General features: G+C 65.7%; 11 protein-coding genes. 4 read left to right on the forward strand and 7 right to left on the reverse strand.

The annotated features are described in order from the left end of the window. Positions 1–15: 15 nt before the first annotated feature. Together ACZY08_RS13245 and ACZY08_RS13250 are read right to left on the reverse strand one after the other, a co-directional pair. Positions 16–1,158, reverse strand: a complete 1,143-nt coding sequence (locus tag ACZY08_RS13245; protein WP_463744421.1) for an acyl-CoA dehydrogenase family protein — start codon at positions 1,156–1,158, stop codon at positions 16–18. After that, a complete protein-coding gene (locus ACZY08_RS13250; RefSeq protein WP_463744420.1) occupies positions 1,159–2,391 on the reverse strand; it encodes an acyl-CoA dehydrogenase family protein in 1,233 nt (410 codons plus the stop codon). It lies immediately after the preceding gene. 189 nt (positions 2,392–2,580) lie between these two features. Here ACZY08_RS13250 and ACZY08_RS13255 point away from each other — a divergent pair, with 189 nt between their 5' ends. After that, entirely contained in the window at positions 2,581–2,943 is a 363-nt protein-coding gene (locus tag ACZY08_RS13255) for a PAS domain S-box protein (protein ID WP_463745260.1), read from the forward strand. Between the two features lie 2 nt (positions 2,944–2,945). On the opposite strand, the gene ACZY08_RS13260 is transcribed toward ACZY08_RS13255, so the two are convergent. Further along, a complete protein-coding gene (locus ACZY08_RS13260) occupies positions 2,946–3,599 on the reverse strand; it encodes a ScbR family autoregulator-binding transcription factor (RefSeq protein WP_463744419.1) in 654 nt (217 codons plus the stop codon). 13 nt (positions 3,600–3,612) lie between these two features. Continuing rightward, positions 3,613–4,290, reverse strand: coding sequence for a TetR family transcriptional regulator (locus ACZY08_RS13265; RefSeq protein ID WP_463745259.1), 678 nt, complete (start codon positions 4,288–4,290; stop codon positions 3,613–3,615). A gap of 373 nt (positions 4,291–4,663) precedes the next feature. Here ACZY08_RS13265 and ACZY08_RS13270 point away from each other — a divergent pair, with 373 nt between their 5' ends. Further along, a complete protein-coding gene (locus ACZY08_RS13270) occupies positions 4,664–5,563 on the forward strand; it encodes an FAD-binding protein (RefSeq protein WP_463744418.1) in 900 nt (299 codons plus the stop codon). On the opposite strand, the gene ACZY08_RS13275 is transcribed toward ACZY08_RS13270, so the two are convergent. From ACZY08_RS13275 to ACZY08_RS13285, 3 genes are read right to left on the reverse strand one after another with little or no spacing between them, the layout of a single operon-like run. Next, on the reverse strand, positions 5,510–7,357 hold the full coding sequence (locus ACZY08_RS13275) for a putative bifunctional diguanylate cyclase/phosphodiesterase (RefSeq protein WP_463744417.1): 1,848 nt from the start codon (positions 7,355–7,357) through the stop codon (positions 5,510–5,512). The genes ACZY08_RS13270 and ACZY08_RS13275 overlap by 54 nt on opposite strands. A gap of 32 nt (positions 7,358–7,389) precedes the next feature. Beyond that, the gene (locus ACZY08_RS13280) at positions 7,390–9,543 is read right to left on the reverse strand and encodes an Rv1355c family protein (RefSeq protein ID WP_463744416.1); all 2,154 of its coding nucleotides are present in this window, start codon (positions 9,541–9,543) and stop codon (positions 7,390–7,392) included. Then, a complete protein-coding gene (locus ACZY08_RS13285) occupies positions 9,540–10,295 on the reverse strand; it encodes a hypothetical protein (protein WP_463745258.1) in 756 nt (251 codons plus the stop codon). Before ACZY08_RS13285 ends, ACZY08_RS13280 begins: the two co-directional genes overlap by 4 nt. Before the next feature lie 459 nt (positions 10,296–10,754). Between ACZY08_RS13285 and purU the strand changes: the two genes are divergently transcribed. Further along, complete coding sequence (gene purU, locus ACZY08_RS13290) at positions 10,755–11,645, forward strand: formyltetrahydrofolate deformylase (protein ID WP_463744415.1); 891 nt, start codon at positions 10,755–10,757, stop codon at positions 11,643–11,645. A 22-nt stretch (positions 11,646–11,667) separates the two neighbouring features. After that, a complete protein-coding gene (locus tag ACZY08_RS13295) occupies positions 11,668–12,120 on the forward strand; it encodes a MaoC family dehydratase (RefSeq protein ID WP_463744414.1) in 453 nt (150 codons plus the stop codon). The last annotated feature ends 94 nt before the right edge of the window (positions 12,121–12,214 follow it).

The following is a 12,214-nucleotide window of genomic DNA, read 5'->3' on the forward strand; positions in this document are numbered from 1 at the left end:
ACACGAGCAACACCCTCAGCCCCGGGTCAGCTCCGCGTAGCGGCCGACGTGGTAGTCGGTTGACCCGAACTCGTACTGGACCGCGGTGAGCCGCTTGAAGTAGTGACCGATCGCCAGTTCCTCGGTCATGCCCATGCCGCCGTGCAGCTGCACGGCGTTCTGCCCGACGAAGCGCGCGGCCCGGCCGATGGTGGCCTTCGCCGCCGACACCGCCTTGGCCCGTTGCGCGGGTTCGGCATCGAGGTTCAGCACCGCGAGATACACCGCTGCCGCCGCCTGTTCGACCTCCATGTGCATGTCGACCATCCGGTGTTGCAACGCCTGGAAGCTGCCGATGGGCAAGCCGAATTGCTGGCGTTGTTTGCAGTACTCGACCGTGTCGGCCAGCACCTTGCGCATCCCGCCGACGGCTTCGGCGCACACCGCAGCGGCTCCCTCGTCGTGAGCCAACTCCAGTGACGGCCAGGCCTGACCCTCGGTCCCCAACAATGCCCCGGCAGGCAACCGGACGTCGGAGAACGTCAGGTCCGATGCCCGGCGATCGTCCACCGTGCGGTAGTGGTGCGCGGTGAATCCCGTTGTCAGCGAGTCGATATCGATCAGGAACAGGGAGATCCCGTCGGTGTGGGCACGTTCCCCCGAGGTACGTGCCGTCACCAGCAGGTGCGTGGCCAGCGGTGCGTCGACGGCCATCACCTTGGAACCGTTGAGCACCCACACATCACCGTCACGACGTGCGGTGGTGGACACGTCGCGCCAGTTGTCCCCGGAGGCCGGTTCGGTGGCCGCCAGCGCAATGATGGCCGAACCCGCCACGATGTGCTCCAGCAGGGCCGCGGTGGTCGTGTTGCCGGACCGGTGCAGCAGGCCACCGGCCACCACCACGGTGTCGACGAACGGCTCGATCACCAGGGCGTGGCCCAAAGCCTCTGCGATGACCATGGTTTCGACCGGACCGCCACCGATGCCACCGGCCGCCTCGGGCAGAGTGGCACCCAGGATTCCCAGTTCGTCGGCGAAGCCGCGCCAGATCTCGGGCTGCCACCCGGGGCCGGTCTTGGCCGCGGCACGGCTCGACGCCAGGTCGTAGCGGCTGGCCAGGAACTTTGTCAGCCCGTCGCGCAGCAGTTCCTGTTCGTTGGTCAGGTTGAAGTCCATCTAGAGCCCCAGTTCTGCCTTGGCGAGAATGTTCCGCTGAATTTCGTTGCTGCCGGCGTAGATCGAGCCGGCCCGGTCGTTGAAGTACCGCAGTGGGGCGACCGCCTGCCACGGTGCTCCGCTGTGATAGCCGTCGGCGGGAGGCTCGTACTCGGCCACCGGGCCGCCCGGGAAGGTGGCGTGCGGCTGGTAGGCACGGGCCAGCGGGCCGGCGGCCTCCATGGACAGTTCGGTCAGCGTCTGGCTCAGTTCGGTGCTCAGGATCTTGAGCATCGACGACGCCGTGCCGGGATGACCGCCCTCGGCGACCGCGGCCAGCACCCGGTACTCCAGGATCTCCAGCACATCGGTGCGGATCCGGGCGTCGGCGAGCCTGCGACTGAAGGCCGGGTCGTCGATCAGCCGGCCCCCGGCCGGTGCGGGCATTTCGGCGGCGACCGCGGCGATTTCGTCACCCAGCACCTGCAGCGCGGGCGCGTTGGCGCCGCCGCCGCGTTCGAATTCCAGTAGATATTTGGCCACGGTCCAGCCGTCGTCGATCTTGCCGATCACATTGGACTTCGGAACCCGGACCTCGTCGAAGAAGACCTGGTTCTGCACCTCTTCGCCGGAAGTCATGACCAGTGGACGGATCTCGATGCCTGGCGAGGTCATGTCGATCAGCACGAACGTGATGCCCTGCTGTTTCTTGGCGCCACGGGTGGTGCGCACCAGCGCGAACATCCAGTTGGCTTCCTGGGCGTGGGTGGTCCAGATCTTGCTGCCGGTGCACACCAGGTCGTCGCCATCGGGCACCGCGGCCATCGACAGCGCGGCCAGGTCCGAGCCGGCCTCGGGCTCGGAGTAGCCCTGGCAGAAGAACACCTCGCCGGTCAGGATTCCGGGAAGAAAGTAGTCCTTCTGTGCCTGCGTACCGAATGTGATGATCGCGTGAGCGACCATGCGGATGCCCATGGGCGAGAGCGACGGGGCGCCGGCCAGGGTCGATTCGCGGCTGAAGATGTAGTGCTGCGTCAGGCTCCAATCGCAACCGCCGTGTTCCACCGGCCAGGCCGGGGCGGCCCATCCCCGCTCGTGGAGGATCTTCTGCCAGGCAATGCTGGCGTCGTGGTCGGCATACACGCTGGTCATCAACTGACCCGCGCGGCGGAGTTCGGGAGTCAGCTTCTCGGCGAGGAAGTTGCGAACCTCGTCGCGGAATTCCTGGTCGCTCGTCGACCACTTCAGGTCCATGCCTGCCCCTGTCTGCTGGTGTCGCTCCACAGAGTAAACCTAGTTAGTCAAGTGGCGCAGGCCACCCCGCGACGTGCGGCCGCCCCGTGCGGGCGCGACGTTGCTGGGCGGTGGTGGTGCCGGCGGCGGCCACGGGCGATAATCGAGGGCGTGGATCGTCGCCAAAGCGGTCAGGACCCCCAATCTCCGATGACACTGCTACAGAACCTGCCTGCCCTGGTGGTGCTGGAGAGGTTCCCGGTGCCGGTGTTGGCTATCGCCGAGGACGGCACCATCCTCTTCGCGAACAGTGCCTTCGGCGAGATGGTGGGCCGCGGTGCCGACGCGGTCAAGAACATGCCGTTTGCTGAGGTGTTCCACTCGCTCCCCGCCGACGCGTCGGCGGTGTCGGTGATGCGGGCCAATGCCGGCCTGCTCGTAGATCTCGTCCATCACGACGGGTCGATCGTGCGGGCGCGGATGAGCAAATCGGCGTTGTTGCGGGGCGATGATCCGGTGGCGTTGGCGACGTTCGAGGACCTCACCGAGCAGTTGTGGGCCGACGAGCTGTAGGACTATCCCGCGGCTTTCGCCCGCCGCAGCGATTCGCGTGCCAGGAACTCGCGGAAGTAGTCCAGCGACTCCCGGCTCACGATTGCCGGCAGCAGCAGATCCCACGTTCGGGCCACGCGTTCGCGCAGGTCGGTGCCGGTCGTGGTGGCCCGCGCCAGTGCCTCGGCCCCCAGCATGGAGCCCAGGATCACCTCGGCGGCGCTCACGACATCCAGGTTTTCTCTCAGGTCGCCCTCATCGGCGGCCTGGGTCAACTGTTGGGTGAGCTCGTCGAGCCAGGTCGTGTACACCCGCGTAGCGGCGGGATTGATACCGCTGAACGTCCGCAGCAGTTGCATGCCGATCTGGGCGACCTTGTCCGAGTGGGTGACGTCGGCCACGACCAACAATCCGTGGATGGTGTTTTCCAAAGCCGGGGAAGAGGATTCGGCGATGGTGCGGAATGTGGTCAGTAAGGCGGTGCCGCCGTCGTCGATGATCGCCTCGGCCAGGGACTCCTTGGAATCGAAGTGGTAGTACAGCGCGCCCTTGGTCATCTGGGCCTGCGCGATGATGTCGCCGAGCCCTGTTGCCGGGTAGCCGTGCGCGCTGAACAGGTCGACAGCGGCCGTGATGATCTTCTGCCGGGTCAGCTCGGATCGAGCCTGGCGTGCCATTGTGGCGTTCCTATCACTTTGGGCGGTGTTGCAGTGGTGCCACCTTCTTGATGCCCACTGCGGTGCGACGTCGGATGAATTGTTTGAGGTAGCCGAGCCGGTCCGGCTCGACGAACCCGGCCATCGCCAGCAGCCAGCTGTGTTCGAGGTCGGTGAGAAACCGTGGTGGATCGTCGAGGTCACTGGTCTGACGCACACCCAGGTATATCGACACGAGTAACCGGGCGACCGCCTCGGGGTCTGTGTCGGCGGTGAAATCGCCTTCGCCGATTGCCCGTTTGGCGATACCGGCGAAGCCCTGTACCCATTCGTTCAGCACCCGCGGGCCCAGGTCATCGGCCCGGCCGATGGATTCGACGAGGTTCAGGCATGCGCGGGCGACGGGATCGCCGATGTCTTCGGCGGCAACCAGAGCAGAGAGATCGATCAACGTCTCCGCTCCGGACAGGTTGCGGGCCAGGACGTCCTCGATCGCCTTCTGGGCGCGCTCGGTCCGATGTTCGACGATCGAGACGGCCAGTGCGTGCTTGGACCGGAAGTGGAAGTACAGCGCGCCCTTGGTGACGTTGGCATCGGCCAGGATGTCGTCGAGGCTGACCAGGCTGTAGGGAGTGTGGGCGAACTGTCGCGCTGCCGCCTGCAGGATCTGGAGGCGGGTCAGCTCTGCTCGCCGGTCGAGCTGCTCGGTCACCACGGGGCCTTCCTGGCTTTGGTCGGCAGGCGGCCGCGGTCTGATTTCATCGTCGCCACCAGCAGACTCAAAGTCTTCACCGTACGTGCATAACATTCTAAAGGTATGTATCGTGCTTAGGGTGATAACTCTTGGTTCGTCGCGGGTTGCCCGCCCGGCGGTGGCGTTCGCCACGGCCGCGGGCGCTGTGGCGAGCGCCACCATTTGGCGGTCGGCAGTAGCCAAGGGCTATCCTGGAAACGTTGCCATGGCCTGCACCGGCAATCCCCCTCGAATCCCGGTGCGGGCCATGGCGACCTCAAATTCTGGTGTCTACCAAGATCGTTCGATCTTGATCATGCGCCCCATGGTTCAGTCGGAGTGGCGCTAGCCGATGTGGGATGACGAAGTCGACGTCGTTTGCTGTGGCTCGGGCTTGGGAGCGTTGGCCGCGGCCGTCGCGGCGGCGGATGCCGGGCTTGACGTGCACATCGTGCGTCCGGGTGTCCCTCGATCGGTGACGCCCGGACCGGAGGCACCGTGGTTGGGCGTGGGCATCGAGGATCCCGAGACCCGTGAATACTTCGATGCCCTCTCTGCGGATCTGCAACCTCTCGCCGACGCCGAGTACGACCCCGCCCTGACGGTCCGCGCGGTCAGTGAATGGACCCCGGTTTCCCGACGTGGTCGGATCGCGCCGTTCTACGGTGCTCGGCTGCAGGACTGGGCACAGCGATGCCTGACTTCTCCCTACGGCGTGCTCTACACGCGGTTGGCAGACCGGGGTACCACCTCGATGACGTCCGGCACCGGTGAGGAGATCCAGGTCAAGATGCTGGGCGCGCTGGAGGCCGACCCGGACGCGGGCACCGCAGCGGTGCTCGGTGACTGGTTGTCGGCGCAGGTACGCGACCGGCAGATCCCGATCGTGGACAACGCCACCCTGCAGCGCCTCGTGTTCGAGGAGGGCGAGGTGCTGGGCGCGGTGCTCGATACCGCCGACGGTCCGTCGACCCTGCGGGCTCATCACGGCGTGGCCGTATCGACGGAACTTCATGGTGCCTCGACCTCGACGGCTGCTCAGCTCATCGAACCCGGCAAACTCCTGCAGGTGGGCCTGGTCGGTTACAGCGCGAGCAGATTCGGCCGGGTGGAACTGCTGGAGGTCGGGCAGGGCGAAGCGGGATCGGGCTATTGCAGCTCCGGTGGGACGCACGACTCGAAGCGTGAGTCGGGTCGGTCACATGCGCGGCGCGGCCGAGAAATGCACCGGTACCCGCCCCCTCGCAAGTAGCGCGGCCATCTCTTGGCCGAGAATCGGCCTGGACAACAGGAAGCCCTGCGCGCGGTAGCAGCCGTGCCGCAACAGCGTCAGCGCAGCACGTTCGGTCTCCACCCCTTCTGCCACCAGTTGGAGCCCGAAAGCTCCGGCCAAGGCGATCACCGCACGCACGATCGGTAGATCACCGGGATCTGAACCGAGTCCGGCGACAAAGCTGCGGTCGATCTTGAGGGTGTCGACCGGCAGAGACTTCAACAGCGATAGCGCGCTGTAGCCGGTGCCGAAGTCATCGATGGCCACCTGCACGCCCACCTTGTGCAGTCCGGTCAGTGTCGAGCGGGTGGTTTCAATGTCCTGCACCACGATGCTCTCGGTGATCTCCAAGCAGACCGATCCGCGGGGCAGACGGAACTCCTTCATGACGCCGGCCACAGATTCGACGAATCCGTCGGTCACCAGCTGTACCGGGGACACGTTGATCCGCAGCACGATGTTGCGGCCGACACCGTTGGACCGCCACCGGGCGAACTCGGCGCACGCGTTCCGGAGCACCCAGCGCCCCAATTCGCCTGCCAGGTTGATGGATTCGGCCACACCGATGAACGAGTCGGGGGACAGCAGGCCTCGGGTCGGGTGCTGCCAGCGGACCAGGGCTTCGGCGGCCAGCACCTCGCCGGTACGCATGTCGATCTCGGGCAGGTAGTGCAACACGAGCGCGCCGCTCTCGATCACGCTCTGCAGGTGCAACTCGATGTCGTTGCGGAAGTCGATCTCCATCGCCATTGCGTCGGAGAACACCGCCACCCGGTTGCCGCCGGAGTTCTTGGCGGTCAGCACCGCGTGGTCGGCCCGGTTGAGCAGATCGGACGTGGAGTCCCGGCCCGGCATTCCTTCGGCCAGGCCGATGCTGACGGTGCGGGTGAGCATCTCGCCGTCGATGGTCACCCGCTCGCGCAGCACCGATTGGAGTCGGTAGGCCAGTGCGGTGGCCGCCTCGACGGTCATCGATGCCGCAGGGACGACGACGAACTCGTCACCACCGAGTCGCGCGATGAGCTTGGGTTGGTCGTCGCCGCGCTGTAACCGTTCGGCCAGGATGCTGATGAAGGCATCTCCGGCGGTGTGGCCCAGATAGTCGTTGATCGCCTTCAGCCGGTCCAGGTCGAAGAACATCACCACGACCGGACCGGGTTGGCCCGGTGCCAGCCGGGCCTCCAGGTGGGCCATGAGCGCACGTCGGTTGTGCAGCCCGGTGAGGTGGTCGTGATCCGCGAGGTAACGCAACCGGTCCTCGGCCTCGATACGTGCCTGCACCTGGGCGAACAATGAGGCGATCGCCTTGAGTGCGTTGAGTTCCGCGGGCAGCCACTCACGGTCGCCGAACTTGACGAACCCCAGGACGCCGGTGGTGACGTCGGCGGACAACAGCGGCACGCAGGCCATCGAGGTGCTCGGGATGTGGCGTCCGGCCTCGATCGTGCGCTGGTAGTCGTCGGTGGCCGGCTCGGGCCGGAACACGGCCGGTTCCTTGAGGTGCTCGGCCATCGCGAACACCGGGTCGGCATCGGCGAAGTGGATGATCGCGATCGGGTCGGTCGGTGTGTCCTGCGGACGCGGCGGCCACTCGGCTACCAGTCGCGTCGCGTGCGCCTCGTGATCGTTGTGGCGCAGGAAGCTCACATCCACGTCGAAGAACGAGACCAGCTCGGCCAGCACCTGTTGGCTGACCGTGACCGAGGTCGCGGCGTCAACCGCCATCAATTGCGTGGCAACCGATGTAACGAGCAGTTCGAGGCTGCCTGACACCAGATACCTCCGCCTATACCTCAGCACCCGCCTCAGCCGTACTGTGGCGTCGAGCCCGCCCGGGCCCTGCGCCGACTGCGTACGGTCGGACGCGGCGCGTAGGACAACCTGAGCACCAGCGCCTGTAATTCGTCGCGCTCGGTGCCGGCCAACCTGCGAAAAGCGTACTGCAGGTCGCGCAGGGCATCGGCGTGGTCGGGCGAGAGCGCTTGGCGGTCGCGGTCGTCGTGGGCGTAGAGGAACACCGGCGACACCGGTTGAACCGCCAGCCCGTGCCGTTGGGCACCGACCCAGACGGCCTCGACTGCCGATCCCGCCAGTGCGTAGTCGGTCAGCCGACGGCCACGGACCGTGACGATCGCCAGCGCCGAGCTCGAGGTGACCCGTTCGTAGGTGTCGTCGCCGAGCGCCGCGCCGCCGTTCCAGTCCGACAACTTCGCCATCACCTCGGGTCGGCGCAGGATGTCCAGCACCACCATGTCGGCCGGGTCCAAACCGAGTGTCGTCACCTCGATACCGGTATCGGACGCCGGATCGCCGGGCCAGCGGAGTTCCGACATCATCTCCCGGTGAAGCGTCGGCGTCAGATAGCGGATCCGGTCGGCCTCGGCGAGTATGCGTGCGGCGGTTTCGATCTGGGCCGGTTCGTCGAGGATCGTGAGTTCGGCACCCTCGTTGCCGGCCGCGGCGCGCAGGCTGTCGAGCACGCCGGCGGCGATCGGCGCCGAGGTGCCCCGGAGGCGATTGGTCTCGCGGGCCAGCATCGGTTCATAGAGCTCGGCCAGCTCCGGCGCACTGCCCGGGGCGAACTCCGCGATTCCGTACAAGGGTGTGCCCTCGTCACCGCGGGACCATCGCACGTGCCCGGTCAGGTTGTGTGCGGCGGCGGCCACCCTGGCGTTGAACGCTGCTGCTCCCAGCGCCACCGCGCTGCCGCGGTACCCGACGTCCATCGCCGTGGTGCACTTCGTCGCCAACCGGAGGTTGATCCGGTCGTCACTCGCCTCGATGTGCCACGGTTGGACATTGCCGCCCGATGGCGCGCGTGTCGCGGCGTCGGTGAGGATGTCTGCCAGCCCCGTCGGTTCGGACCAGACTTCCGTGGGAACGGATGCGGGTGGGGGTGCGGACCCGCTGGAGAGCGGGTCGCCGATGCGGTCGAGCGCGTCGGCGACGTCGACGCGCACCCGCCCGGACGGCATCGGCTCGCCCAGGCCGATGCGCCGCACGGCATTGGCGACGACGGTCGCCCCGAGTACGACCTCCGCGGCGAGTTGGGGCCAGGTGCTCAGCGTCTTGCCGACCTCCACCAGTGATGCCGCCATCCGGGGTGAGAGCTCGGGCGCGTCGAGAATCCGAAGGACATGAGGCACCTTGTCCTTGCTGCTGAGCCCGGCCAGGTCGCGGGCGGCGATGTCGCCGAGCAAACCGTGCAGGATCGGCCGTGCGGGTTCGAGGTCGAACCGCTCGACATCGAGCAGCCCACGATCCCCGGTGGTCATCAGCACCGGCAGCCGCCGGGCTCGGGCAGCCTCGCGGACAAGGACTTTCGCGTCCAGCGAGTCGCATTCCTCGACGACCACGTCGAGGCCATGCAGGAAGTGATCGATGGACTCCGGCACCGCACCGTGGCGATCGATACGAACGTCGATGTACGGATCGGTCTCGGCGATCCGGCGTGCGGCCACGACGGCCTTGTTCAGACCGAGATCGAACACGGTGCCCGGCACCCGGTTGAGGTTCGCCAACTCCAGTTCGTCGAAGTCGGTGAGGCGGATTTCGCCGCACAATCCCTCGGTGGCGAGGTTGTAGGCGATGGCATGTCCGACGCTGAGGCCGATGACGCCGATCTTCAGGCGCGACAACCGCCCTTGTTCCTCGGCGCTGATGAGATTGCGGTTGCGATCCAGGCGTAACCGATTGAATGCAGCCGGGCCCAGGATGTGGACCAGGCATCGACGCCATGGGTAGTACGCCCATCTGGTCGGCTCGTCGAGCATTTCGGTATCGACCGCAGGCACCAGCGTGCGCAATGCGGCCTGCTGCTGGCCGCATTCATCGATGACGGTGATACGCGGGTCCCGGCGCAACTGGTCGAGGGTGCTACCGGAATGATCTGCGCCTTGATCTTCGCCGTCGACGAAGATCGCCCGATATTGATCGGGATCGGTGTTCTCGGGGATCATCGCTGCGCCCCGGTGGCGGTGAGGGCGTCGAAGCCGGCGGCTCGGGGGTACGCGCCGATTCGCTGGGCTTCGGCGAAGTATCGCGACAGCTGCCCTGCATCGGCGTGGTTGGCGAAAGTTCTGCTGTCCCACCACATCATCTTGGTCTGGTACCGCTCGTCTGGATACGGCGTCGCCGGGATCTTCGCGGCAAGCACTCCGCCGGATGACAGCCAGCGTTTCAGCACATAGGCGGCCGCGGTGGCCATACCAAACTGAATGTCCAACAGTGTCATTGCATGCAGCGGCATGCGCGCCAGCGTATCGGTGAGCGCGCGACTCTGTTCTGGGTCGTCACACACCCAGGCGGTCTTCATCTCGACCACTCCGAAGGGCAGGCGGTCGGCGATCATTTTGCGTACCGCGTCGAGCGCGGGCTGTCCGCTCCATTCCACGGTGGCGTGGCTTTCATCGACGCTCCGATACGGCCCTTTGGCCCGCAGACCGCCGACAACTTGGCCTGAGCTGTTGATCCCGACACAGAACAACGCCGTATCCTCGCCTGTTCGTAAGGCTTTCAGATCCAAAGCCTGCTCCACCGCATGCTTGCGGTAGTTGGACCGGGCTCCGCGAACATATTCGTTCCACAGTTCGCGCTCGGCGCGGGGGCGGGCCACGACGATCGTGCACTCGCTGTCGGGGTCCCACCAGGTTGGGCTTTCGTCCAATGTCACGTTGCGGCGGGCGACGGCATCGAGTTGGGGAGCGGTCATCTGGAATCCATTTCGTCGGTCAGCCGTTCCTTCCGGCTGGACGGCTGATTTTGGTGTGCGGCGAGGTGTTGCGAATACGTCTGATGAGTATTGCGCCGCCTCGCAGTGGAATTCCAGCGAGCCGAGAAATCTTGTCTGGTCGTGGGATGAATTCGGCCGGGGCATCACCGATTTACTCACCGGTACATGCAATTTTGGCAAATTCGACAGCCGCTATTTATGCCGTATATCGCCGTTGATCGCGAGTATGGCAAAAATTTTGAATTGACGTAGGTGTCGAATGGGTGTTCCCCGGGCGGCGGCGCAGACTTTTGCTGTGACGGTTCTCAGCCAGCCCTTAGTGGGATTGTGCATCGCGGTGAATGGCGGTCGACTTGGCGAGGTGCCGGGCCTTTCGGATCGGCTGCGCATTGGCGGGTTGTGTGTCGCCGGGGGAGCCGAGATGAGATTCTGGTGTCGATGACACAGGAGTACCCGAAAACCACCGCCCTGCCGGCTCGCGATGTCGGCAGGCTGTTGTTGCGGTGCGGAGACCGGCCCGGCCTGGTTGCGGCGATCAGCGGCTTCCTCACCGGTGCCGGCGCGAACATCGTGTCGCTGGATCAGCACTCCACCGAGCAGACCGGCGGCACCTTCATCCAGCGCACGATTTTCCATCTGCCGGGCCTGGCCGCGGTGCGCGACGACCTCGAACGTGATTTCAGGCAGCAGGTGGCCGAGCCGTTCGCAATGGACTTCCGTCTCACCGAGGCCTCCAAACCCAAGCGCGTGGCACTGATGGCTTCCCGTGAGGACCACTGCCTGCTGGATTTGTTGTGGCGCAACCGGCGCGGTGAACTCGACATGTCGGTGGTGATGGTCATCTCGAACCATCCCGACCTCGCCGATCAGGTCCGCGCTTTCGGAGTGCCGTTCCTCTACGTCCCGGCATCCCGCGAGAACCGGGCCGAATCCGAGCAGCGGCTGCTGGAGTTGTTGCGTGGCAACGTCGATCTGGTGGTGCTGGCTCGGTACATGCAGATCCTGACTCCCGAGTTCCTCGACGCCGTCGGCTGCCCGCTGATCAACATCCATCATTCATTCCTGCCGGCGTTCATCGGTGCGGCGCCGTACCGCAGGGCCAAGGAGCGCGGGGTCAAGTTGGTCGGCGCGACAGCGCATTACGTGACCGGCGATCTCGATGAAGGCCCGATCATCGAGCAGGACGTGGTTCGGGTGGACCACCGCCACTCCGTCGGTGACCTACAGCGACTGGGTGCCGATGTCGAACGGCTGGTGTTGTCGCGGGCGGTGCTATGGCACTGTGAGGACCGCGTAATCCGGTTCGGGAATCAGACCGTAGTCTTCTGACCACGGTTCGGGAGGAGTGAGCGTGAAAGTCTTCAATGGTCTTGACGAGTTCGTGGCGGCAGCGGGCAGCGAGCTCGGCCCGACCGACTGGATGGAGATCACCCAGGATCGGGTGAATCTGTTCGCCGACGCGACCGATGACCATCAGTGGATTCACGTCGATCCCGAGAAGGCGGCCGGTGGACCGTTCGGCGGCACCATCGCGCACGGTCTGTTGACGCTGTCGTTGTTGCCGCACTTCACTCATCAGCTGTATCGCGTCGACAATGTGAAGTTGGCGGTCAACTACGGCTACAACAAGGTTCGGTTCATCACGCCGGTGCGCGTCGGGGCCAACGTGCGGGCGCGTGCGGCGATCGCCGACGTCGCGCAACTCGACGGCGCGGTGCAGGCCACCATGACGGTGACGGTCGAGATCGAGGGTTCGGACAAGCCCGCTGCGGTCGCTGAGTCGATCGTCCGCTTCATCGGCTGAGTTTCCCGCCAGGTTTCTCCGCCAGCAGACACAAAACTGCCCTCAAACGCGGGTTTGAAGGCAGGTTTGTGTCTGCTCGTGTGTTTCTGACAGT

Source organism: Mycobacterium sp. IDUB_9, from assembly GCF_055419505.1.

Coding starts and splice junctions, on each gene's coding strand:
- ACZY08_RS13280 (WP_463744416.1), bottom strand. CDS start 9,543: ATGATCCCCGAGAACACCGATCCCGATCAATATCGGGCGATCTTCGTC.
- ACZY08_RS13255 (WP_463745260.1), top strand. CDS start 2,581: ATGACACTGCTACAGAACCTGCCTGCCCTGGTGGTGCTGGAGAGGTTC.
- ACZY08_RS13250 (WP_463744420.1), bottom strand. CDS start 2,391: ATGGACCTGAAGTGGTCGACGAGCGACCAGGAATTCCGCGACGAGGTT.
- ACZY08_RS13245 (WP_463744421.1), bottom strand. CDS start 1,158: ATGGACTTCAACCTGACCAACGAACAGGAACTGCTGCGCGACGGGCTG.
- ACZY08_RS13270 (WP_463744418.1), top strand. CDS start 4,664: ATGTGGGATGACGAAGTCGACGTCGTTTGCTGTGGCTCGGGCTTGGGA.
- ACZY08_RS13285 (WP_463745258.1), bottom strand. CDS start 10,295: ATGACCGCTCCCCAACTCGATGCCGTCGCCCGCCGCAACGTGACATTG.
- ACZY08_RS13260 (WP_463744419.1), bottom strand. CDS start 3,599: ATGGCACGCCAGGCTCGATCCGAGCTGACCCGGCAGAAGATCATCACG.
- purU (WP_463744415.1), top strand. CDS start 10,755: ATGACACAGGAGTACCCGAAAACCACCGCCCTGCCGGCTCGCGATGTC.